The sequence below is a fragment of the Bacteroides sp. 4_1_36 genome (assembly GCF_003466325.1).
GTDB lineage: Bacteria > Bacteroidota > Bacteroidia > Bacteroidales > Bacteroidaceae > Bacteroides > Bacteroides uniformis.
In genome coordinates this window covers 487,174-510,820 of the sequence record NZ_QSOX01000001.1, presented here as the reverse complement: position 1 = coordinate 510,820, position 23,647 = coordinate 487,174, and the positions used below count along the sequence as shown (strand labels likewise).

The following is a 23,647-nucleotide window of genomic DNA, read 5'->3' as shown; positions in this document are numbered from 1 at the left end:
CCGTTCTACAACCTGTGCCTGCGGATGTAATAATGGAAGAGATGGCAGGCGTCCGCCGCATTGTCATCCACCGGAATGATGCCGTATCTTTCCTTGCATGCCACCACCATCTGTGCCTTGGTGGCGTGCCCGTCCCCCGTCGCCCATTTCTTGAGCACCGCCGGATTCACAAACTCCGGTTCGGGAAGTCCCAGGCTGTCACATACTTCGAGCAGGATCCCCCGAAGTTCCGAGAGCCGGCGCATGTCATAGAAATAACGGTTCACACTCACATCCTCCGCTACGACCCGCCGGATACCATACGCGCGGATAAACGAGACAAGGACGGTACGGAATGCGCCGTGCATCTTGTTGCCGTTGCGCCGTCTGCTTTCGGTAAAGTTCCATGTTCCGGCCTCATGCACGGAAAAATACCCGGTATGCGTAGCTATATCCAATGCAAGCACCTCTTTCCTGTCCGGGGTACTATTCTCCAATCCTTGATTCGCCATTCTCTTTCATAATTACCAGTTTATGGGGATAACCTTCCGCAACATTACCGTGGGAGACAACCAGTACGGTACCTCCGAGCGAGTTCAATGCCTCGAACATGGAAGCCAGTCCCGCCTCGTCAACCGCCTCGAGTATCTCATCCAGAACCAGAAGGTCCAGTCCCTTGCCATCATCACAGTTACTGTTCACGAGTTTTTGCATGGCAAGGATGGTTGCGAGGTTCACCCGTGCCGCTTCGCCTGCCGAGAACTTGCCGAACGATCCGCAGTCAATGCCGTCACGCAACAGCGAAATGGAAATCTTCTCCCGGACCTTACCGCTTTTGAGGACGGTATAACCGTCAAAACGGATGCGTATGTCACTGCCGATATTCTGCAGGAACTCGTTTGTTATACGGCTGAGTGCCTCGATTTTTGTATTGGCCAGATAGGTCTTGAACTGTATGAACCGTTCTCTTTGCATCTCCAATGTTCGGAGTTCCGCATCTACGGCGGTCTTCCGTCCCGCCGCTTCGCGGGATTTTTCCCTCACCTCCCGGAGCGTGCTCCGGAGCGTGGATATCAGATCGGACGGCACCGCCTCGTTCAATTCCCTGATAGTGCCTTGCAAAGTGTCAATGGCACAGGCTGCCGCCTGTATATCCTCCTTTTCCGTCCGTATGCTGCGGCTCAGTGAGGCATTACGCTCGTCTACAAATCCGAATGTTTCATCGAATACCTTACGGCGGATGCTCTCAATCTCATTTTGCAGCGCGGTAATCCCGGCTGCAATACGCCGGTGTTTGTTTTCCGTCTCTTCCACGTTCCGGGTAGCGTTCCTGACGGCACGTTCATATCCGGCCAGCTGCTGTTCCCATTCGGTACGTCTGGCCTCCAAGGTACGGCGGCCGTGGTTCAGGCGGCTCTGCTGCAGCTCCACAGAACCGGTCTCCTCCTGTTTGTCTTCGATACGGCCATTAATTTCCGTGAGTTGCCGCTGTCGTAGTTTCAGTTCCCTCATTCCCGCCTCAATGTCAAACTGCGGCTCCGCTATTAGGAAATTATGTCCGCAGGCAGGGCAGGTGACGGAACCGGCCAGCTTGTTTGAGAGCTCGTCAATACCGGCCGAGACAATACGCCGTTTGTGACGCAATTCTTCGATGCATCCTGCAAGATTGCGCAGGCGGATGTCTGTTTCCCTCAGTTTCTCCGCTGCCGTACCGGACTGCTCGTTGTATTCCTCACAGAAGGCGGCATACTTATTTTTGAACTGTTCCCAGTTTTCAGTCTCCTCTTCCAGTTCCCGTTCCGCCTGTTTCAAGGAGGTGTCACAATCCGACAGCCCGGAAACGGCCGTCTGCAGCTTCTCTTTTGTCCCGGTGATAATCCCGTTCCAGTCCGTCTGTCTCGCATCGGGGAAGAGGGGCATCATCTCCCGTATCTTTTCCAGACACTCGTCCAGTGCCGTATCCCCCGATTCCAGCAACTGCAGTGCCTCATCCGCCTGCTGAACCGCCACAAGCCGTGTTTCATATCCGGCCACCGTCTCGTGTCCGATGCGTATCTGTTCCCTTTTGGCTGCGATGGCCGCTTCCAGGGAGGCGATGCGCTCCGCACGGGTACGTCCCCGTTCCGCTCCGGTTTCCTCTTCCTTGCGGATCTGCTCCTGTAACATCTCGACACGCCCGTCCAGTCCCGCAAGTTCCAATGCCGCCTGTTGCTTCTTTTCTGAGAGCGGCACGATATCCTCCTCAAGTATGGCAATGGCCTCGTCCACCAGGATACCGTTGGAAAAGCGGTTGATTATCTCCTTTTTCTCCTTGTCCGATGACGAAAGAAAATCCTCATACCGGTATTTGGAGAGAATGAAGTTGTTGAGCAGCTCCTCGCGCGTGATCCCTAACTTTTCAAGGATATAGCGGTTATAGGCATCGACCGAAGGCTGGACAGCCTCGTCCGTCGTCACCTGCGCACCGTTACGGAAAAGTGTGCAACTGACCGTGGATGCCCCTTTGCGTGGAATGCAGCGGTTGACAACCAGTTCCTCCGCTGAGTTGCCGTTGCTGAAATGTAATCCGATACGGCACTCCCCGGACGCATCGTTTATAATTTCTTCCGACCTTATCTTACGGAGCGGGCTGCCTGTGATACCGACAGCGATACACTCCAGCAGGGCGGATTTGCCCGCACCGTTCGACCTTTGGGACTCATTGTCCCGGTTGTCGCCGAATATCAGTGTCGTAACCCCTTGCCGTAACGTGTATGACAGCGAGCGGAAGGCACAGAGATTCTCAGCTTCTATTTTCTTTAATTTCCACATGTCCTGTTATCTATTTTGGATAAATACTCTAATCCGATTGAGACATCCTCAATCTGTTTTTCCCGGCAGAAATCCTCGTAAGTTTCCCGGATACGGCAGCTGTCATACTTTTCAAAGAGCGAAGAGGATGCGGCCTCCAACAGTTCCTCGTCATCAGCTATCAGTTCCACCTTCGCCGCCCCGGCTTCCAGCAGCGCGGCCTTGTCAACCGACTTCATCGCAGCTGCCGGCGCATGGACACGTACCTTGACCTTGTAGCGGCCGTCAGCCTCCGTCTCGCGCAACTCGTCCATAAGGTGCAGCCCGGCACGTTCCACCGGCACATCCACCACACGGTAGCGCATGTTCACCCGGTTTTTGACAAACTCGTGTGTGCCGTCGGTATAAAGCACCGTATATCCTTTTTCCTCATCCTCGCCGAAGTTGTGCTGACGGGAGGCCCCGATGTATTCGATACGGGTTTGTGGAATGACGGTCCGGTTATGGTAATGGCCGACAAAAACCTTATCAAACGGGAGAAAAATCCTGGCGGGCAATTCTTTCTCCGATGGTTGCGCCAATGCCCCGTTTATACCTTCGTGTATATAAAGAAAATGTTTCTTTTCCTCTGAAAGCGCTTTCTCTTCCAACTGTCCGAGCCTTTCGACAAACGATCCGTCCTCCGGAAAATAACTCATCAGATGAAGCGCGAACTCCCAGCCGGGACGCGACAGGGTCAGGAAGTCATCCACTACCGTCACATCCGGATGGCAGTCAAAGACATGGCAGTAACCTCTGACGGCTTCCTGGTTCACGAGGTCATGATTCCCCTCGGCGAGCGTGACATGGATGCCCGCACGTGAGGTTTCCAGCAGGGCGTCATGTACTGCCAGCAGCACGTCAAGTGTCTGTGCCGCACGTGAAAAGAACAGGTCGCCTCCGACGGCGATTTCGCTGATACCCCATTTCCTGCAGATCTCCACGGCCTCCTGCCAGTTGGCCTGAAATGCAGGGATGTTGTCTTTTGAGACATGGATATCATTCAACAACAATATGCAAGGTTTGCTCTCTTCCATGAATGTGTGTGATTAAGACGGGAGGCATGGATGCCTCCCGCCGGGTTAAAACTCAAAGACTTATAAAAGGGGTTATCTGCGACGGCGGGGACGTTCGGCACGCTCCTCCGTTTCCGCAGGCCGGTGTTCCTCCTCCCCGGGAGCGTCCTCCGGTGTGTCTGTGGGTTTCGGACCTTCCATCTCACTCTCAATCAGTTCGAGCAGTTCCCGATTGCTTGTCGAGCGGGTGACACGGACGGACAACGCTTCCTGTTCAATGTAGCTGCGTATCATTGCACGCAGCTCCTGTCCCTCCTCGGTCTTGTCACCGAGGTCCTGCCTCCTGAGCTCGTCATAATATTCAAGAAGATCGTCCAGGGAAATTCCTGTCCCGTCCTGGACATTGTCCTTGTTGTCCTTCGTACGGCGGTCGAACGAGAAGGAGGAGGTATCTTCTTTCGGCAGTTCGTCGGACAACTGTTGTATGACCTCTTTCATCTCGTCCGTCTCCATAAGCCGCATGCCGTAAATGCCGTCGCACTGTTTAAGGAATTCAACGGTGGCACCCAGATGATAACGGGTATAGCGGTAAATGATTTCCGGAATACGGGGCGCTCCCAGCAAGGCGGTCAGCTCCTCCCTGGTCAGAGGTTCAGGGTCGGATTCATTGTCGATGGAAAACAGGTATTCGGTTTTGGCCCCGTTACGCCGTTTTTCTATTTCCACGGGATAGGCGTCGTACACCGATGAAACCGGACACGGATAAGACGGGTTCTTGGCCAGCTTCTTGCTCCAGAGTTTGAACTTCCGCTCGTCCAGATCCTTGAACTGGGCGTGCGAGAGGGTCATCATCTGTACTCCCTTGGCACGCTCGCCCAGGTCAAAGATATAGAGGCAGTGCCCGTAGTTGTACTTCAAGCCGCCACCGAACGAACCGCCGGCGATTTTTTCTGCCAGTTTCTCATCCCCGGCCTCTTTTGCGGCTTCTACGGCCAGACGCCGGTAAGTTTCGATGGGATCGACACTGTATCCGGCATCGGTGGCGCGGGTGACGGTGACATACATCTTCTGGGGCTTGTTTCCGGTTGTGGGCTTTTCCAGTTCCAGCAGCAACTGGTGAACCGGATACTCATAACCGGGCCGGGCCGGTGAACCGTCCGGATTGGGGGCGATGGGAAGGACACGCAGACGATAGGTCCCGAATTTGTCCATGCGGAAGAATTCCGTGCGGGCGAACGCCCTGTTCTCTTCCTGGGCACGCTGCTGTGCCTCCTGATACGATTCCTGGACACCGAGGAACATCTCCTCGACAGACATGCCTTCCATGCCGTTGTTCTTTTCTTCTTCTTGCATAAACGCTTGGTTTTATGGATTAAAAATGCCCGAAGAGTGCGACACGGCAGGCCCGTATCGCAAAGAAACTGGTTACAGGACAGACGGGTTCGGTTGCACCGTCCGTATTCACTTGACAATATAGGGAGAGGATATCCCGCCGACCGTATCCTGGCCGGATACTCATTTTACAATATGGAAAGGTCTTGCAGCGACTGTGGAATACAAAGTTAGACAAATGCTCCCGAACAGCCATACATGCATATGAATGTTTGCGCCAGCCATTGTCCGTCAATGCATTACCATTTCATTTTAAGTATGTTTTTAATCTCCCCGGGCAGTTTGTCACTGCCCGGCCCATTCCGTCTTTCAAAGAGCAGCTTCCTGCGGTTTTGACGGATATACTCTTCCGTCTTGCGACGGCGTATGCCCTCGTAATAGGTTTTACGTCCGGGCGTAAGCCGTTTGCCCCGCCGGCAGTAAACCCCGTTCCGGCGGTATTCATCCAGATAGCGGCTGAATTTCGCCTTTCTGAACGAAGGGTCTTTCGACGCCTCCGCAACCAGTTCGATGACATGCCAGTCCGGTTCGAAAGGCTGTTGCCGGTCATACAGCCTGCGGAGCAGATGGTAAACCACCGGCATCTCATAACGGAGCATGAACCCTATCCGGGTCTGGTCGAAGGGGAAACGTTTAAACGTCCCCTGCGGTCTTCCGTCTTCTCGCTTTCGGGGATTCGTTCCCCGGAAAGACGGTTTCTTCTGCGGCTGCCGCCGGATCCTTTTCTGTTTCATGATACTGTTGGCTGTTGTCGGGTGAAATATTCTCTCGGGCGGGAACGGACCTGCGTTCCGCAATTCTGCGGCGACTTTCGATGTCACCGTTTACATTAATCTTCTGTTTCATGGCTATACGAAATATGTAAAGTTGAGTTCCACATTGGCATTGTACATACCGCGCTCATAAAGCTGTATCCTTCGCGAGCCGCCGTAAATGGTGAACGATACCCCACGGTTGTACTTATGGTCATCATTCCAGTCAGTGGCGGTGCAGCGCACACTGTACCGGGGTGGTTGTATTTTGTTGGGGATGACCGCCACGATACCTCCCCAGTTGTTTCCGTCCCTGTTGGCCGTATTGACGGCACCCTGTATGGAAACGATGTTCCCGATTTGGCGGACGAAGAGCGACTGTGTGTTGGTACCCGATCCGCTGTTCTCCATCTGTACCCATCCTGTATCCGCAAGCAACGGCTGATACTCCTCGGCATAAGCGGCTCCGAGAGCACGGCAGGCCTGCCGTCTGGCCTCCGCCGTTGGCAGCAGAAGGTCGGACAGCTTGCTGTCCCGGCGCAGGTAATCCCTGACAATCTCATTCTTGGAGAGTACGTTCAACTTGCCCTGCAGGAACTGTTGTGCCTCCGAGGTGCTCTTTCCCTGCCGGACTAAAAAATTGATATAATCCTGGAACAGATTCTCAAGGGTGGCGAAACGGGCGTCGGCACCCGCCTTTGTATAGAGGTTCAGGTTCGTGGCGACGGTCTCCTTTTCGGAAGCGCTGTAGCCTCCCAACAGCCGGTCAGCCTTCTTTTTGAGTTCCCCCACTACCTGTGAGGTCATCACATACCCCTCGACCTGTGCGTGTGAGGTGCCGTTACTGTCGGTATATGCAAAAGAACCGGTGGTAATGGCCTGTAATTTATCCCGAAGCCCGGCCGTGAAGACAATGCCTTGATAGGCAGAGTCCGTACCGAGCTTGCCGGCCATCATCGTGTCTATCTCTGTCTTGGAATAGACTTCAAGATTTTTCCGGGCCTTGTTCTTGTCAGAAAGGTCTGAAAGATTCGACAGCTTGGCAAGTTTCAAATCTCCGGTACCTTTCCTTTCGGCATCAAGGGTGTCCCTCACGGCTGCCTGCTTTTCCGCTTTCAAAGCGGCGGCCTCTTCTGCCGGAAGCCTGTTGATCTCTTCAGCGGTCAGACGTACCAGTTCTTTCAACCCTTCGGAGGTCTTCAGGAAGACTTCACCGGCTTCCGTTTTGGAATAGACGTCGAGATTCTTCCGGGCGGCGGATTTGTCCATGATATCGGACAGGTTCTCATCGGCTGAAAGCTTCATTTTCAGTGCGGCACGGACAGCCCCCGCCGTAACATAGCCGTCACCGCCTCCCGTAAGCTCCCCGGTGGTGATGGCCGCAAGTTTCTTTTTGTATTCGGTGGTGAAATCCTCGGTGGAAAGCTGCTTTCCCTTGACGGCATCCACCTTCTTCGACATCTCCCCGGCAAAGGCCGTGACGCTCACATAGGTGTCCGATACGGATTTCCCGTTGATCTTAAGCGTGCCGAGCACATCCACCGAGCCGGAAGGGGCAAGCACAATATCCCCCAATGTGTTCCGCAGGATAAAGCGGTAATCGTCCGTGGTATCAAAACCTGCCATTGCGAGTACGGAGGCGGCACTGTCCCGCCAGGTGACCAGATTGGTGAGCCTGGCATTGTCTTTCGTATAGGCGGTATTCTGAAGGTCGATCCCACGTCCGGCATTCTGCACGACGAACAGCCCGCCCGCCCGTACGGTGGCGGTACGGCCGGTTACTTCCAGGACCGGGCTGCTTCCGGATTTCCCGTCATGTACGGCAAAGTTGCGGTATCTTGTTCCGCCTCCCTGCGCACCGTAATAATTGATACGGACACAGCCCTCATCTGTCGTATCCGAAGTGTTATAGATATCGGAACCTTTGATACGGATTGCCCCGATACGGGCGCTATCACCCAGTGAGGTACCGTAAGAGATCCCGTCTTCCGTTATACGTACCAGTTCCTTGCCCTGCTTCATGAAACTGAAGCCGCCGTCTGTGCGGATGATAATTTCACTGACCGGCAATCCGTGCAGATAAGCGCCAAGCGAGATGCCGCCGTCAGTTTTGACGACACCTTTGAGCATATAGCCGTTTTCCCCGCTGACAGAAACGGCGGTTCTGGAATTGATTTCTTTCTGTCCGATAAGGGTGCCGGCCAGTACCAGGTCCTTCTTGACGGTCTGCCGGGTGAAAGGCGTGTCCAGCAGTACGGCATAACGCCCGAAGAATTTATCAATAAAACGGGGGGCATAATTTTCTGTAACTTCAATGCTTACAGGCAATTTACCCGTAACAGGATCGGTCGTTTCAGGTATGGCCTTCGCTCCGGCACACAGGTAGCAAGTACGTCCGCGTTTGTTGACATCATTGGCATAGACCACCGACTCATGCCTGTTGGCCTCGTAAATATAATAAGGATAGACGGCATCAGCGGCTCCCTCAAAACGGCGGACCTTACCGCCGAGCCACACATATCCCGGTGAGATACGGGGACCGTCCGGCTCGCAGCCCGAGATGATGAAATCCGAACAGCTGTCAAAAACGGCGCTCATGCTGAGGGCAAGTTCCTGCAGGTTCAGGATGTCATCGGAATAAGTGTACCGTCCGCCGGTCTCTGCGATATATTCTTTCATTGTCCTGTATTCTTGTTAGGTGTATATTCTTCTTCGTCAATCCTGATCAGATAGGTCTTGCCGGCCGTCTTGTAAGTATTCACCACATAGGAGAGCATATAGACCAGCTCGTGCGGTGATATGGTGACGGGCGGGACACAGACCACAAAGCTGACCTTGTTGATAAGTTTCTCCTCTATCAGCAGGTAGAACGGACGGGGCCGCTCCGCATCATTATCTGATATGATCTGTTCCCCATTGTACCAGATGGTACAGGGACGCTGGTATTCCGCACCCTCATGGTAGAGGTCCACACCGACACTCTCACTGTCCCTGATAAGGATACGGTCCTTGCCGTCCCTGATGTATTTGCCGAACTTGTAGTTCAGAAACCATTCGAAGTAGATTACCTGGGAAGTCATCCGTGCCCGGATATGCATCTCTTTCGTGAAATCACGGAACCGCTCATTGGTGCATTGCAACGGATAAAGGCAGCTCTGCACGAACAGGATGAACCTGCGTCCCGACAGGTAATGCGGAACCAGGCGGTTCACGGTACGGTCTATGGACAGCTTATATCTCATGGTTTTCTATTTTTAAAATGATGGCTTCACGGAAATTTGGCAGCCCGTCCTCCTCATCCTTCCCGGAGGACTCCTTCAGATATCCTGATGCGGTATAAGCCATACGGGCAATGCGTTGTGGCGGCTGTATATGGCCGTCGGTGTCATGGCTGGCGATGAAAACCCCTTGTTCGGGAACGGCATGCCCGTCGATATGGACATCGGTCACATGCTTTGCCCGCCGTATGGCATCCGTCAGGCGGGAAACGTAGACGGCGGCATCGAAATCGATATCCATCATGTAGGCATTCAACTGCTCTTCAATGGAGTCGTACACTTCTGATTCGGGTACGGCCCCGTCATGAAAGACCGTAAGGTGGGGAATCAGCACGTCGCCCTTGGTTGAGATGACCTCCACGCGTGTACCGGCGAATTTCAATTTGTTGATATAGGCGTTGATAGGCGCCAGTTCTTTCGGGGGTATGGCAGAAAGGCTGCCTTTTGCACCGGTGGCCACTTTCAGGATAAGTTTACTGTCCAGGTTCTGGTCGTCTGTGCTCTCCATATAGGAAACTTGCGTGACGATGCGTTTGGTCTCGTCGATATTGGCATAGCCGAAGGCCAGGCCGTCTTCCCGTACCGTCAGCTCATCTCCCTGCTGATACTGCAACAGGGCGTTGGCATAATAGGCGGGAGTACCGTTGATGCGTCCGTTAATGGCTTCGGAAATATCCACGGCAAAGACATCCAGCAGGGATTCGAAACTGTATATGACAGCGGCCACTACCCACAGGATTCCGTTCATGACGGACATCTTGGAATCACTGGCGAACTCTGTCAGTTCCAGCCGCCGGTTCCGTTCCGCTACGGCCTCGTTGTATATTTCCTTTATTGTACGGCTCATTACACTGTATAGATTTTATTGTTGATGATAAATTCCCACGCTCCACCTTCGTTCCAGCTTTCCTCATGCAGAATGACCCATACCGCCTCCATGCCCGATGTGATACGGTAACGTCCGGTCGTTTCATCCCGCCCGGGTTCCTTATAGGTTCCCGTCGGGGCTGTCGGCAATGTCATGCGGCAATTACGTCTGTTTCCGTAATGCTCCACAATGCTTGTCAGGTATTTGTCTATGACGGCCGGCTTTATCCGCGCTCCGGACAGGTCGAGCTCCATCAGGTTATGGCACCCGGCAAGCGGAACGAGGTTGTCCGTCATTATCCCCGAGAGATCGATCCGGTAAGTTCCGGACAGAATCCCGAAGCTGTCCAATGCGGGTGTGCAGTCCCGGAGGATCAGCTCCTCCACGTGCAGCGGACGGAGTAAAACAACGGACGAAGGTTGCAGTCCGCTCCAATCCATATACCGGAATTCGGCATCGGTAAACCAGCGGATCTTGCGGCTCCGGCGCACCCGCCTGTCAAAAGTATGGCGCAGCGTGCATGGCGTATGGCCAAGAATGACGGTCTCCACAGCACTGTCGTCCCCCCAGTCAACTTCCAGCGTCCCCGTTCCTGACACCTTGCACTCTGCGGAGACCAATGCCGGCGGGAGCAGGAAGGCTGCCGTGAACGGACCGGTGAAATATTTGGGATAGACGTGCCGCTCCCCGTTGGAGGGGACGATGCCGTGCATTTCGTTATAGGCGACCACGTCGGCATTGATGACAAAGCCGTCGGTATATGCCAGTTCCTGTCCGGAACAGAGTTCTGTTTCCAGCGAGAGGGCAGGATTGTTGACCAGCAGGTCCACGATTCCCTCGACACTTCCATACAGGTGCAGGGCTACATCATAGATGTTCTGTCCTGCAACGACGCGGTAACTACCCATGGCTGTCCTCCTTCTCCTCGGTTTCCAGGAACAGTTCTCCTGTCACCGAATCTATATAGGCATTCCTGATGATGATTTTGTCGGAAGTAAATTCAGCCTGCAGTTTGGCGGCGAGCCCGTTGTTCTCCATATTGGAATGCAGGAAGTCAATCAGCCCCACACCGGTGGTCGGATGCTGGTACAAGTTTCCGGCGGCGGCTTTCAAAAGGAAAGTTTCGTTCTGCACCTTAGAGGCGCCAATACCAAAATCCGTCTCTTCCCCGCTGTAAATGACCAGGCAGTCCTCCTCGAGCAGCAGGTTATAGATCCCCTCATCGTTCAAGGCATAAAGCGAGGCGGGGGTGACCGTCTCCCTTGTCCCGTTTTCGTTCTCTCTCATGACGGGAAACCAATGCCTGCCGTCAACTGCACCACGTACATATTCGACACCCCCCGAACCGCTTTTCATGGCGATACGCACTTTCAGCAGGCGTATGTCTGCTACATAGGGAATGTGGATATGGATACCCCTTGCATCACTGTATGATGCAAGGAAATCTACCGGTACGGCTATCTCCCCGTAACGGCAGGCCGCATTGCCGGCACCCTCCACACTGTCAAACAGGTGGAAGTCGTAGAAGGTTTTTCCGGCAATCTGTCCGGAAGTCTCCACTTCTCCATATTCGGCATCCATTATGATATCTTGTCTGGGCATGTGCTGATACAAAAATCCCCGGCCATACCAAGAGTACGGCCGGGGCACTCTTTACATAAAGAGTAGCGGCAGATAGAAAAATCGGTTTATGCCTCCTTGGAGATTTCATTGTAAATCGCTTCCACAGTCCCCCACATATCGTCAGGCAACTCTTCGTCCGAGATTTTCTCACACGCGGCCTGCAAGTAGGCCATCTCATCAGGGGAAAACTCCACCGGCAACGGCTGTTCTTTTTCCACATCCCATTCGATACGCTTGTCCTCCGCATTTTCGCGGAGATTGATACCCTTGCGTTCCTCGTCGCCAATTGCGATTTTGCGCAGAATCTCTTTTTTAAGGTTGAACTCCTTGAAATTGCCACGTGCCGGCAGGAAAGTCGGCAGGTAAAGGCGGTCTTTGACGCTCAGTTCCATTATGATTCTTTATTTAGGATTGATTTTTCGCGAATATCCTGTTGCATCCTGTCGAAATCCTGGAATATGGGGCCAAGCTCCCTCTCCATCGGAAAGTTGCAGGAAAGGACCCCTTGTTCCATATAGATAATTCCAACAGGCTTTATGTTGCCTTCCTCATCGGCTTCTTTTTCATTGACAGAAACATGCAGACGGCTCAGCTCGTCATTGACAACGGAATACTCCAGCATATAAAAGGCATTTTCCGTCTTCTCTTCTGCTGTCCTGGTAATAGTGACATTGGTGATATTCATATAATTTGAATTTTAAATAAGTATAGGGTAAAAGTTTCTGTTCCGGTTATTAACCATTATAATTTAATACCTGGTAATGAAAAGACGGGTAATTGCAACAAAGGAGCGTCAGCGAGTCCCCTCTTTCCATACCGTAATTTGACGTGCCCCCATTCTGATTCCGCACATTCATGATATTGATATGCCCTCCCCAGTTGTAGCTGTAAAACAGGGTAAACATATAGGCAAAATCGGAGGGAAGGCTCGAATATCCGAACATGCTTGCAACCGACGACGCGCTCGGAAGATTGACATTGTAGGTGGAGTTGGCATAGACACAAAAGACATTACTGGCGGAAAAGTCAATGGTATAGCCGGAACCTGTAAAATAGATATTCTTCATTTTGATACCGATGGCGGCCGATGCGACCAATGAGGCATTGGACCACACCCCATAGTTCCGGTAACCGTTCTTCACATCGATATACAACCCGTAGTTGTTCATATATGAATTTACCTTGTTGTTGACGATGCGCCCCGCCGCACAGGTCCCACCCGAGGTGGCGGGAAAAGTGTTGGCCCCAAACAGAACGTAGGAAGTGGTGTTTCCCACGCGGAACAAATCGTTGTAGATGGCCAGACCGCCACCGGAACCACTTCCCGTGGCCGTAGATCCAATGCGTCCCTGGCCGATGGAAAAGCCGCCTATCGTGCCGGCATTGGCATTGATCGTGCCGGTCATCGTCACGTTGCCGCCGGTATCCCATTTGATATTCTGGTTCGCAAGATATCCGGAACCGTCCGCCGCAAACGAAATTTTCCCATATCCGAAAACAGCGGAACCGTCGGTTTTCAAAGCCCAATACTCTTTTCCTGTGGAAGGGTTGTCATGATAGATATATCCGGAGGCCGCCATTACAATCCTATGCCCGGAACTTGGCGCGGACGCCGCAAGCGAGCTGGTGCCCAACGTCCATCCTCCGATCTTGCCGGCTACGGCAGTGATACCCGTCCTGTCGAGCGTCACTTTGACCGCGTTGCCCGCATCCTTGACTGAAATACTGCCGTTATAAGAGCTGCCTCCTACAACCAGGGCGCTGTCCACAATAATCTGGTTTGCCTTCACCGTACCGGTATAAACACCGTTGGCGTCGATGGTCGTGGTATACTTTTCTGTGGAAGTAAGGTCAAAAACCGTGGCATAAGCCACATACCAGACCAATGGTGCGGCAGATGTCCCCTGTGCCCCGTCAATATAGAAAAAATGGGTACTGGAGAAGTTTGAGGTGCCGCATACGACCTTGTATACATACTCTTTCCAGTCTCCGGTTCCTGCCGTGGAGGTAAGCCAGCGGCTCGAACCGCCCGTACCAATGTTGTTGGAGGCCCAACAGATATTGCGTCCGGCGGGAATTTTGGCGATGATACGGGCGACCAGCACCTTGCGCGAACTGCAGGCCGTTCCGAAATAGAATCCTCCGTTGCCAGGACTGGCGGTTCCATTAGTCTGTATCTTCAGGACATACTTGCTGTCATTGGGCGCCGACGTATCCTGCTGGCGGGTGACTGTCACCATGCCGTTGCCGGAATTGTTATAGACACCGGTACTGTTGTTCCCCTTCCAGAAGGTCGGGTCCCTGTAGAGCATCTTGCCGAATGCCATGGCAGAGGCAAGTTCCTGGGCGGTCGTGATGCCGGTTGTCCATTGTACAGACACGGAAGAGGCGAAGGTGACGGTTCCGGAAGCGTTCCATGAAATATTACCGCCTGCGATTTGTCCGCTGCCGTCATTGTTCAGTTTCCATTTGCTGCCGTTCGTAATCGAACCGTCGGAGCCCAACGAGATGTTGTTTTTCCAAATATGGTTATGGTCGAACGCCCAGCCGGCAATCCGGTTATAAACCTCCTTTCCACCGCTTTTTGTATAGTTGGCCGAAAGACAGAAATATTCCAGATGGTCCCATGACATCATCTGGATACCGATAAATCCGGTCTTGACAGAATTTCCACTTGCAGCCACCTGGCCGAAGACAATATGCCCCGCATTGCTGTTCTGATGCCAGGTCAGCGTGATGCCCAACGGTTTGTAGGCCCCCGTGTACCAATACCCGCTACCGGCAGATGCGGAGCGGACCTGTAATGGTATTGCACCGGTTGCACCGATACTGCCTGTTGTTATATTGTCGCTGCCGATTGTAAACCCACCGATTTTTCCCTTGGTGAAGGTACAGCTCAAGCCGTTGATATAACCGGTATTGATGATGGAGGACTTTATACTGGCCGCATCCAGTTTGGAGGCGTTGATACTGCCTGCCGCTATACGGTCGGCCGAAAGCGTCCCGGATTTGATACTGGATGCACTGATATCGACAGCGTTGACCTGTGCGGCCGTCAACGTACCGGTATAGATGCCTGTAGAGCCGATATAGGTCAGCGGATGTGCGGCAAGAGTGCTGTCACTTCCCTGTGCCAGTGCAATAAAACGTTTACGGCGTATTTCTTCCTCGACCGAAGCTGTCAGCGTGCGGGGAGCCGGTGCATTCGCCTTGGTGGAACCGCTTTGAAAAATCAAATCCGAGTTGTAAGCGATCTGCGGTGCTGCCGGTATGGGGGACGGACTCATCGCGTTACTGACAATCGGCTGGTCGGAATAGATATGATAGACCGCTCCGGTCGTTCCGCCACCGCGTAAGAACACGGCGAACATACAGTTGTTCCCACATAGGGCCGCACCTGCGAACATGCGGCAATAGGATTCGGAGAGTTCATAAATGTCCCATGAATAGCTGATGCCGCCCCAGCCACCGAAATTGGCCTTCAGCAGCAGTACCAGGCCACCCTTATGCGTGGACGTGTTCCAACTTGCCGGAGCCTGCTCGCTGTAGGCACGACGCACAAGAATGTCCCGCTTGAAATTCTGTTCACCGCCCTTGAGGATGACAGGATAGTATTTGTTCTCTTCCCCGTTGATGACAAGCCTGTAATAATACGGATAGCCGTAATTGGTTGTTTTTGCGGCCTCTATGTCATTTTTCCATAGCAGGGAAACGGCAGGGGAGAACGAGACTTTCCCCGCGGTATCCCATGATATGTTCCCCGAAGCAATCTGCCCGCTTCCGTCATTGTTCAATTTCCATTTCGTACCATTGGTTATTGAACCGTCACTCCCCAGTACAATGTTTCCCTTACGGATGGAGGAGGCATCCACCGTCCAGCCGGCAATATTGTTCTGGGACCCAAAACGTGCGACACATGTGCCTGTGCTGTTCGTGGCATACAACCCGAAATCACTGTCGCTGTTATAATACAATTGTACCCGTTGTCCGGTTGTCGCGCCGGAATTAAGTCCGTAAACCACCACACGCCTGTTTCCGCAGTCAAGCAGGATGTGGTTGCCGCTCAACGCGGTTGCGCCGATTGACCAGCCACCGATTTTCCCTTTCGTGACATTCAGCGTCAGGGCCTCGATATTTCCGGCCGTAATGAGAGAAGCCTTCACATTGGCGATGTCCAGTTTGGAGGCGGTGATACTTCCGGCGGCAATACGGTCGGCAGAAATAGTGCCTGCCGTAATCTGTGAGGCGGTGACAGTGCCGGTATAAATACCGGCCGCAGTGATTTTTGTCAGTTTCGGAGAGCCGTTTCCGCCCAAAGCGGTAACGATAGTATTGATCGGATTTGTCCATTGCAAAGAGACGGAAGAGGCAAAGGTGACATTGCCCGAGGCATCCCAGGATATATTGCCTCCCGCAACAGCCCCCGCCCCCGAGGCATCCAGACGCCATTTAAAACCGCGGATGCCGTTTGACCCCAAAGTCATGGAGCCGGAGGCGGCGGTCATCGCCCCGGAAGTGTTGTTCTTCGTTCCCCGGCAGATGCTGTCACCGTCGACGGACCAGCCGCCAATTTTCCCTTTCGTGACATTGAGTGTCAGCGCTTCGATATTCCCGGCAGTAATAAGAGAGGCTTTCAGGGAAGCCACATCGATACGTGAGGCGGAGACCGTACCTGAAGTTATCTGTGAGGCGTCAAGCTGCGCCGCCTTTACCGTACCCGCTGAAAGTTTACCGGTAAAGACACCGTCTTTGTCAATAAAGGTTGCACCTATCCAGTTCAGGCTGACACCATTTCCGAACTCCACCTTGCCGGTAGCCGCATTGTATTTGACAACCTGGTCGCCATGACCGAACTGGACATTGCCGCCGTTATCTACAAAAAAGGTCTTGTAACCGTTCTTGAAACCATAGATGCCGTTAACCGTTTCAGAGGTAACGGTACCGGAAGCTGTCCTGACAGAGAGGGGGAACTGCCCGATTGCCACACCGGTTATCGTGCCGTCACTGTTTTTGATCCCTGTAAAAATTTTTGGAGTGATGACCGTGCTGCTGCCGATAAGTGTCTTGTTGGTATTCCACTCCTTGACCCAGTCAAGCATCGCTGTGTCGTTTCCATCCTTGCCGGGTGCCCCTGACTTGGCCTTTGACCAGACAAATGACAGGGTGTAGGTGATTCCGGATATAATGACGGGAATAACCACAGTGCCATGATCGGCCAGTGTGGTCGTTCCTGCTGCGACCGTATAAGTTATGGTCTTGTTGCTGTTGTTGACGGATATGGAGGAGAATCCTGCCGGTCTGGTAATGTTGCCGATGGAAAATCCGGTAAAACCGGAATCGCCAAGCGTGACCTTGACAGAGGAGGTGACGGATACGGCAGAAACTATCTTCCCGTCGGCATCCGCAGGGAAGATGTATTCACCGGGTGACTGGCTAAGCGTATAACCGTCCTTTTGTATGTTGATTGTCGCCTGACCGCGGGCGACCAGTATCTTTGCCATATGCTCTTTTAAGAAAAGTATAGGACAAAAAAAAGGCGGCAGGTTGCCGCCAAATGGCAAGGCTCCCGTTTTGTCGCACGGATGGGATGAGACCGGTTCACACCGCTTGCCATCCGTAGAAGCCCCGTTCCTTCATTACTATTTCGACACTTCACACATCAGTACGCCCTTGCCTGTCACATCGGCTTTCGATACGGTGATGGATTTGCCCGTATAAGTCTTTATGACGGATGTTCCGGCCGAGTTCCACAGTTTCCATGTGTAGGTATAGGCAGTCCCGTCATCGTCCAGTACCTCACCGTTACGATACAGCACCGCTTTGGCATCGACATCATTCCCGTTATTTTTGATGGTGAACCCTTTCTGGCTGACAAGGTCCACCGTAATGGGGTCGGACATATCCGTGAAAGAAATGATATCGCATACAACCTTGTTGGCCGAGGCGTTGCCGGCCGATGTGTCCGTGTCCTTGATGGCACATTTGAAGGTCTCGAAATTCAGTACGGCATCCGCAGTAATGGTTATTTCGTTCGTAGTCCATCCTGCCGTCACGCCACGCGGATTGGTGGAAGTCAGACAGGACCATCCGGCACCGAGCATGGAATTGTAATACGGACAGGAAACCGAAGCCCCTGAATTGGCCGCCGCAGTGAGGGCCGATGTCAGCGTTATGACCTTGGTGGAGGTGTTCACCGCCGATATGGTGTACTGCACGGAATTTATTGTAATCTTTCCGCCGGCTTCCATGTTATTGGTGGAGGCCACCGTGACGGTGGTCGCACCGGCAGTAGCGGCGGCAGCCAGTGTGGTATTGGCAAAAACGGAGGAATCCTTGATTCCCCAGGCATAGGTGACATTGGTGGTATCGATGGTGGCGCCACGCCACAGGTCGCAATGCGCCTTGAGTGTGGGTACCTCGTCATTTTTGAAGACAACACCGTCGGGAGCATATGCCACGGCGGCTATCATCGCCCCGGCATTCAGATGCTGGGTAAACTGTATCTCGGAACGGAAAGGCACCTCCAGCCCGTTGGCATCGATATAAACCGCCTCGAAGGCATACCGTACCTGCGGCGTGGAAACGGTCATATGGTTGGCCTTGATGGTCAGGGCATACTTGGCGGACGCCGCACCGACAGTACAGCTGTCCTGGCCCGAAGTTATGGCCGAACCGTTCTTATACCACTTGGCGGAGCCGCTTTTAACACCGGCTGTCAGCGTAGCCGCATTACCGACAGATGAAATCTGGTCGGTGGCGGCCTTGCCGCTGACGAACAGCGAAGGAGTGAGCACCAAAAACGGCGATGCCGCCCATGAAGGTGCATAAACGCCCGTATCCTTGTTGAATACCTGGGTGAGCGGTTGCGAAGAACCGATGAACGCCTGTAAGGAGACAGCATCATTCTGGTCAATGATGGTTACCTGTCCGCGTGCTACTTTTATTGCCATATGCTTATTGTTCTGTTGTTGATATGTCCACTTCACAGTCAAAAACGGCCTTATGCCATACATCCCTGCCGGTTATCTCAATCTCCCTGCCATAATGCGGCAGGTCATTCCATATCCTGTCGCCATCGGTATCCCTGCTTGTCCGCAGCCAGCGGAAATTACCATCGGGAATGAGTGCGGTAATATCTTCACCGCCCCTGTACACTCTGGCCCGCAGAACCGTGGAAACAATGCCGTTACGGAATATCGTGCCATTTTTCGACTCCACATGAACAGTATAGGATGGCGCACCGTCATAAAGTTTGAAGAAAGTATGGGTGGCTCCAATATTTTCATTCCGGAATACAGCGGTGTAACGGAGGGTTAATACGTCACGCCCTTCCCAGCCGTGAAACGCCGGTGTCATTTCAAACACGGCGGCATTGCAGCCTGTTTCTTTCCATATTCCGTCCGATGCAAGATATTCCCATAAGCGGCTTTCCGGATTAAAGTTATATTCGGTGGGGACAAGAGGGATGCTTTCCGGCTCACATATGCCGGAGAACTCATCCGTGAAATGGAAGGCCGTACCGCCCGTCAGGGATACGGAACGGGGCTTGAGCTGTTCCTGTGCCTCCTCGTCAAAATCTTCCCAGCGGATGGTCACGTCCCGCAGTTCGATGGTGTCCTTGCTCCATTTGAAGCGCCCTGACGCGAAATGCCCCGTACCGTCGGGATTAATGACGAAAGAACCGTCACGCGAGGTTATCGAACCGTCCTCACCCAACCTGAGCAGCGGATTCTGGATAGTTCCGCCAATACCTCCTTTCGAGAACCATGCCCCGTAATCTTCCGTGTAAGACAACACGCCATCCGTCGCCTGGTAAGGTGTCGCCGTCTTGCCCGGCTCCAATTGCGGGGCGGACAGAAGGACCGGTACCGGGGTTGCGATACCCAGTGTCATTTCAGGAGCCCCGGATTCCCGGACTGGAAAGGATACCTTATGACGTGTCCATCCCCTGCCGGCATCCACAGCCTGTTCGCCGACAAGATGCTCGTCCTGATAAAAACGGACAACCGTTGTTTCTTCCGCCTTTATCCAGATGGAAAAACAATAATAGTTGCCGGCACGGGCTTTGCGCCAACCGGCATCCTGTAATGTAAGACGGCTGTCTGAAATGACACGTACACTCTTTCCGATACCGGCGGGAGTGGCAGTACTGACAACCATAGATCCGCTGAAAGCACAGGAAAGGCTGTCCGGAATGACATTTTTGTGAATTTTGCCCACATAGAAAGTTGAGGAAAAACCGTTTTCATCTCCGGCGGTCAATGTTCCGGCGATGTTGACATTCCGTGTTGCGTAGAGATTCTGAAAATAGGCCCCGTAACCGTCCAGTATGCCGAATACCGGATCGATGATGCCGCAGACCTTTCCCACACGGGCTTTGGCCGCATCGCCGAAAGCGGACACGGAAGAAAGCCGCAGGATATTCAGGTCCGCCAATTCACACCAGTCACCCTCTGCGGTCAGGCTTTCCGTCAGATCGAGAAACAGGCTCCGGCTATATTGCGCAGGATAGTCCACAGTGATAACCCACAATTTGTACTCCCATTCCTGCCCGGCGGACAATATATCCTCGGCATCTGATTTCTCCCGGTTGGTATAGCCGAATGAGAGGGGGACGGAGGACAAATCCCTGAAAGCCCTGATTTTGAAGGATACCAGCAGACGTTCCGGATGCCCGACCGACTCCTCCAGAGTCTGCATCAGTCCGAAAAGGGATTCTCCCGCCGGTTCCGCATTGCGGACTATCCGGACAATGCGTGTCGCCTCCGCATCGTTTTCCCTGTATCCGGATTGAAGTACATGGCCACATACGGCATACTTGGATTTGTCAGGCACCCCCGCCACCCCTCCGTTCATGACCGGATAGCAAAGGGAACGCTCCGTTGCCATGCCGTCGATGACATCCATATAGGGGGCTTCGCTGTCCGAAGCCGTCAGGTACAGTGCCCCGCTACGCGTCGTATCGAACAGGTTGGTACTCCGTACGAAGTCCAGAAGCTCCCCGCTCTGCGGTTCATCGCCGTCCAGCAAAGCCCCGATAAAATAAGGCGCCTCCTTGTCGCCGACAAGCTCCGTTCCGGTTTCCGTCACGCACATCAGGGAATAGACCACCCGTTCCCGCCCGGCATATTGTCTGCGGACGATATCCCCGACATGCAGCCCCTGTGTTTTCTGCGAGTCGGGGTCGATACGGACCTTGTATTTTGAATAACGGAATACGGACATGGGCTATGATATTTTTTCAACGGAATCTCCCGAGCAGCTGTCGCTGATCCAGAAAGAGCCGTTGGTCGCGGAAACCTTCTTTACCTCGAATTCGTAGGCGCGTAACTTGCGCCGGGCGACAACCTCGTCGAATGTGGCGATGACATTTCCCGTGGTACGGTTCTTCCGGATGGCCCAGCCGCTTCCGGCAAAGCCCGAAGAAAAGAATTCCGAAGAGACGGAGCCGAGAAAACAGCTGTCACCGTAATGCCTGATACCGCCGGAAACAGCCTGTAACCTCAACGACTCTGTCAAGTATAGGATTTTGTCTGCCAACCGGGTTGACGACGCGCAGATTCCGACATGCCCGGCAGCCTCCACCGGAACCCCGGAGGAGATGAAATCGGCATCGGTTTGGATATGGAAAGACTCACTGTAACGGTTTTGAGGGGCATGGGCACTTATGGACGGACGGTGTCCCAATACTGTGGTATGGGGGACGGTTGTCCGCACGCCTTCCTTTTCGTATACAACCATGGAGGTCAGTGAAAGGGTTTCCTTATCTCCGGTAATCAAAAATCCGCCAGCCATACCCATACGCAGCCGCTTGTGAATAATTATGCCTTCATCCGAGTTGTCCACCCGGTACGAAGACAGCAGATCGGCACCATAGTTGTGACGGACAGTGAGCGAACCCGGAAAGCAGGCCCTGCCGTAGGACGAGAGCATCAGACAGTCACCGTCCACATCCGAAATGCCGGACAGCAGGCGTATTCTGGTGGTATGCCCGCTACCCAGCAACAGATCGCTTCCGATACCGCCCAGTTGTATCTTGTCATTATCAGTCCTCTGGAGTACGGGCATACCACCAATACGAAGCCCGTAACCGTCCAGAAATGAAAGAAAGCCTCCGAGGGCGACTTCCTCACCGGAAAATGAAAGCAGGCACTTTCCCTTGTCACCCAGCCTTACCCCATACAAGGCATCCAGACCACCGCTCAGAGCCGTATTCCCGCAGACCACCAGATGACGCTGCACCGTTCCGTCCCGCATGGTCCAGTCCACTGCCGCCAGATTGGCGTTGCCCCGGTGGTATACGCCATGTCCCCCCACAGTCAGCCGTGACGGAGAAATGAACACTCCCGTTTCCCTGTTCCCGATAATCCATTCTCCGCCCGAGTGTATGGAGGCATCCTGAAAATCAATGCGGGAGGCATTGAGCGTCGCCGTGTTCCTGTCCGTATCGTAACCCAATAATTGTTGTCCGCCTATATGGAGGCTGCTGCCGCCTATTTTCAGACTGCCGGTAATTTTGACACCGTATTCAACGGCAGTCACCGCCCCATCCGCATCGGTAATGTCCTGCGAACAGATCTCCAGAATACGGTTATTGGCGACACCCGCCTCGAAACCGTAATTCGCACGGAGTGCCCCGGTCATGTCACCGCCCGACTTCTTGAGGTATTCCAGCAACAACCCTCCATCACCCGGGGCACCTTCACCGGCAACCGCCCCCGCAATGGCCGAAGCAAACCCGTAGGCCGTATTTTTTAACCTTATGCTGGTCTCGTCCCCTTCCTCGACACCGTAAGGATGGTCATCATCCTTTTTCTGCTGGGCATTGAAAAAGTTATGGTAGAGCTGCGAATAGATGGAATAACACAGGCTCTCCTTATCAAGGCTGTCTATGTCCGGATGCAGTTGTACGTTCATTTGGTATAGCTGGTTTTGGAGAGGAACCTTTGAATGCGCGAGGTCAAAGAAATGAAATTAGGGAAATTGACAGGTGACATTGTACCCATCAAGGTGGGGGTCATCACCTTGCTGCACTCGGTCAGGAAGTCGAGCATAAGCCCGGCAAGTTCATTGCCTAATACCAACGGTTCGGTGGCATTCTCGTCACCGAGCGCCACTTTGTTGTCGGCAACCGTTACGGTCGTGGAGTTCACCTTTTGAATTATCTTGTCCGTTGTCTGCCTGACCTCCGACTTGTCTACAATGTGGGTAATGCTCTCCGCCTCAATCCCCGTAGAGGCTTCCTTACCCTTTTTGTTCCTGACAGTGGCGGTAACGGTTGTCGGCGTATAATGTGTGAAAGCCATATTTCCCGTAGCCTCCAGCTCGTCGTAGTCCGGAGCAGAGTCACTCTCCGGATCCAGTTCCTCCATTTCCGTTACACCGACAACGGTTTCCTTACGGGCATTCAGCCGCAGGATATCCACATGTGAGAAGTTCACCACATAGGCGTACCGGGTGGCGGCATCCATAAAAATCGTTACATCGGAAAAAAGTGCAGGTACAATCAAAAAACCGCCCTCGCTGCTTGTTGCCGCTGAAAGCAATACGCCTTTGTGGATGACGGGTTCTGCAGAGGCTGTCTCGTCCGGGTACTCGCCGACATCAACGGTACCGCCATACTCGGAAAATTCCTCGTCCGACGGGTCATCATGTATTTTGGCGACATATCCATGTATCATACGGGCCGTGCCAATGCCCGACATACCTCCCGGAGCCAGACTGATGCGTTCCATGCTACGGCCGAGAGCTATTTTACGGATAGCCTCACGAATAAGCAACTGATTCGACTTATCTGAAGACATTGATCTTTTTATAGAAGAATAGGTAGTTGGAATATATTCAGGTTTTCATTTTTCCTCCTCGAAAATAAAACATAAAAATAGAATTTTCTATCTTTGCGAAAAACAC

The 23,647-nt window shown here is 53.2% G+C and carries 17 protein-coding genes; all 17 read right to left on the bottom strand.

Features of this window, described 5'->3' with window-relative positions; genetic code table 11:
* Nucleotides 1-5: 5 nt before the first annotated feature.
* The 17 genes from DXD65_RS02435 to DXD65_RS02355 all read right to left on the bottom strand — a co-directional run bounded on the left by DXD65_RS02435 (nt 6) and on the right by DXD65_RS02355 (nt 23,541).
* A complete protein-coding gene (locus DXD65_RS02435) occupies nt 6-491 on the bottom strand; it encodes a crossover junction endodeoxyribonuclease RuvC (RefSeq protein WP_101602747.1) in 486 nt (161 codons plus the stop codon).
* Nucleotides 466-2,790 (bottom strand): AAA family ATPase, encoded by a 2,325-nt coding sequence (locus DXD65_RS02430; protein WP_101602748.1) that lies wholly within the window; start codon nt 2,788-2,790, stop codon nt 466-468. Before DXD65_RS02430 ends, DXD65_RS02435 begins: the two co-directional genes overlap by 26 nt.
* Complete coding sequence (locus tag DXD65_RS02425) at nt 2,778-3,845, bottom strand: exonuclease SbcCD subunit D (protein WP_032577333.1); 1,068 nt, start codon at nt 3,843-3,845, stop codon at nt 2,778-2,780. The genes DXD65_RS02430 and DXD65_RS02425 overlap by 13 nt, the downstream gene beginning before the upstream one ends.
* A gap of 72 nt (nt 3,846-3,917) precedes the next feature.
* Nucleotides 3,918-5,177, bottom strand: coding sequence for a hypothetical protein (locus tag DXD65_RS02420; protein WP_101602749.1), 1,260 nt, complete (start codon nt 5,175-5,177; stop codon nt 3,918-3,920).
* 278 nt (nt 5,178-5,455) lie between these two features.
* Nucleotides 5,456-5,950, bottom strand: coding sequence for a hypothetical protein (locus DXD65_RS02415; RefSeq protein WP_101602750.1), 495 nt, complete (start codon nt 5,948-5,950; stop codon nt 5,456-5,458).
* Between the two features lie 114 nt (nt 5,951-6,064).
* Entirely contained in the window at nt 6,065-8,647 is a 2,583-nt protein-coding gene (locus tag DXD65_RS02410; protein ID WP_117887323.1) for a hypothetical protein, read from the bottom strand.
* Nucleotides 8,644-9,210, bottom strand: a complete 567-nt coding sequence (locus tag DXD65_RS02405) for a hypothetical protein (protein ID WP_101602752.1) — start codon at nt 9,208-9,210, stop codon at nt 8,644-8,646. The genes DXD65_RS02410 and DXD65_RS02405 overlap by 4 nt, the downstream gene beginning before the upstream one ends.
* Nucleotides 9,200-10,093: a hypothetical protein gene (locus tag DXD65_RS02400; protein ID WP_117652811.1), complete on the bottom strand. Its 894-nt coding sequence runs from the start codon at nt 10,091-10,093 to the stop codon at nt 9,200-9,202. The genes DXD65_RS02405 and DXD65_RS02400 overlap by 11 nt, the downstream gene beginning before the upstream one ends.
* Entirely contained in the window at nt 10,093-11,022 is a 930-nt protein-coding gene (locus tag DXD65_RS02395; RefSeq protein WP_101602753.1) for a hypothetical protein, read from the bottom strand. Before DXD65_RS02395 ends, DXD65_RS02400 begins: the two co-directional genes overlap by 1 nt.
* Nucleotides 11,015-11,716, bottom strand: coding sequence for a hypothetical protein (locus DXD65_RS02390; RefSeq protein WP_229093123.1), 702 nt, complete (start codon nt 11,714-11,716; stop codon nt 11,015-11,017). The genes DXD65_RS02395 and DXD65_RS02390 overlap by 8 nt, the downstream gene beginning before the upstream one ends.
* 86 nt (nt 11,717-11,802) lie before the next feature.
* Nucleotides 11,803-12,129: an RNA-binding protein gene (locus DXD65_RS02385; protein ID WP_101602754.1), complete on the bottom strand. Its 327-nt coding sequence runs from the start codon at nt 12,127-12,129 to the stop codon at nt 11,803-11,805.
* Nucleotides 12,129-12,422: a hypothetical protein gene (locus DXD65_RS02380; protein ID WP_101602755.1), complete on the bottom strand. Its 294-nt coding sequence runs from the start codon at nt 12,420-12,422 to the stop codon at nt 12,129-12,131. Before DXD65_RS02380 ends, DXD65_RS02385 begins: the two co-directional genes overlap by 1 nt.
* A gap of 49 nt (nt 12,423-12,471) precedes the next feature.
* Nucleotides 12,472-17,238: a hypothetical protein gene (locus DXD65_RS02375; protein ID WP_117887322.1), complete on the bottom strand. Its 4,767-nt coding sequence runs from the start codon at nt 17,236-17,238 to the stop codon at nt 12,472-12,474.
* Nucleotides 17,239-17,376: 138 nt separating this feature from the next.
* The gene (locus DXD65_RS02370) at nt 17,377-18,687 is read right to left on the bottom strand and encodes a hypothetical protein (RefSeq protein WP_032577743.1); all 1,311 of its coding nucleotides are present in this window, start codon (nt 18,685-18,687) and stop codon (nt 17,377-17,379) included.
* A gap of 4 nt (nt 18,688-18,691) precedes the next feature.
* Nucleotides 18,692-20,962: a hypothetical protein gene (locus tag DXD65_RS02365; RefSeq protein ID WP_101602756.1), complete on the bottom strand. Its 2,271-nt coding sequence runs from the start codon at nt 20,960-20,962 to the stop codon at nt 18,692-18,694.
* 3 nt (nt 20,963-20,965) lie between these two features.
* Complete coding sequence (locus tag DXD65_RS02360; protein ID WP_101602757.1) at nt 20,966-22,654, bottom strand: hypothetical protein; 1,689 nt, start codon at nt 22,652-22,654, stop codon at nt 20,966-20,968.
* Entirely contained in the window at nt 22,651-23,541 is an 891-nt protein-coding gene (locus DXD65_RS02355) for a hypothetical protein (protein ID WP_101602758.1), read from the bottom strand. Before DXD65_RS02355 ends, DXD65_RS02360 begins: the two co-directional genes overlap by 4 nt.
* Nucleotides 23,542-23,647 lie beyond the last annotated feature (106 nt).

Excerpts from the sequence above, each read along its gene's own strand:
- DXD65_RS02425 (WP_032577333.1), bottom strand. The coding sequence starts at position 3,845 with ATGGAAGAGAGCAAACCTTGCATATTGTTGTTGAATGATATCCATGTC.
- DXD65_RS02390 (WP_229093123.1), bottom strand. The coding sequence starts at position 11,716 with ATGCCCAGACAAGATATCATAATGGATGCCGAATATGGAGAAGTGGAG.
- DXD65_RS02405 (WP_101602752.1), bottom strand. The coding sequence starts at position 9,210 with ATGAGATATAAGCTGTCCATAGACCGTACCGTGAACCGCCTGGTTCCG.
- DXD65_RS02375 (WP_117887322.1), bottom strand. The coding sequence starts at position 17,238 with ATGGCAAAGATACTGGTCGCCCGCGGTCAGGCGACAATCAACATACAA.
- DXD65_RS02360 (WP_101602757.1), bottom strand. The coding sequence starts at position 22,654 with ATGAACGTACAACTGCATCCGGACATAGACAGCCTTGATAAGGAGAGC.
- DXD65_RS02380 (WP_101602755.1), bottom strand. The coding sequence starts at position 12,422 with ATGAATATCACCAATGTCACTATTACCAGGACAGCAGAAGAGAAGACG.
- DXD65_RS02365 (WP_101602756.1), bottom strand. The coding sequence starts at position 20,962 with ATGTCCGTATTCCGTTATTCAAAATACAAGGTCCGTATCGACCCCGAC.
- DXD65_RS02430 (WP_101602748.1), bottom strand. The coding sequence starts at position 2,790 with ATGTGGAAATTAAAGAAAATAGAAGCTGAGAATCTCTGTGCCTTCCGC.
- DXD65_RS02400 (WP_117652811.1), bottom strand. The coding sequence starts at position 10,093 with ATGAGCCGTACAATAAAGGAAATATACAACGAGGCCGTAGCGGAACGG.
- DXD65_RS02435 (WP_101602747.1), bottom strand. The coding sequence starts at position 491 with ATGGCGAATCAAGGATTGGAGAATAGTACCCCGGACAGGAAAGAGGTG.
- DXD65_RS02355 (WP_101602758.1), bottom strand. The coding sequence starts at position 23,541 with ATGTCTTCAGATAAGTCGAATCAGTTGCTTATTCGTGAGGCTATCCGT.
- DXD65_RS02415 (WP_101602750.1), bottom strand. The coding sequence starts at position 5,950 with ATGAAACAGAAAAGGATCCGGCGGCAGCCGCAGAAGAAACCGTCTTTC.
- DXD65_RS02420 (WP_101602749.1), bottom strand. The coding sequence starts at position 5,177 with ATGCAAGAAGAAGAAAAGAACAACGGCATGGAAGGCATGTCTGTCGAG.
- DXD65_RS02370 (WP_032577743.1), bottom strand. The coding sequence starts at position 18,687 with ATGGCAATAAAAGTAGCACGCGGACAGGTAACCATCATTGACCAGAAT.
- DXD65_RS02410 (WP_117887323.1), bottom strand. The coding sequence starts at position 8,647 with ATGAAAGAATATATCGCAGAGACCGGCGGACGGTACACTTATTCCGAT.
- DXD65_RS02385 (WP_101602754.1), bottom strand. The coding sequence starts at position 12,129 with ATGGAACTGAGCGTCAAAGACCGCCTTTACCTGCCGACTTTCCTGCCG.
- DXD65_RS02395 (WP_101602753.1), bottom strand. The coding sequence starts at position 11,022 with ATGGGTAGTTACCGCGTCGTTGCAGGACAGAACATCTATGATGTAGCC.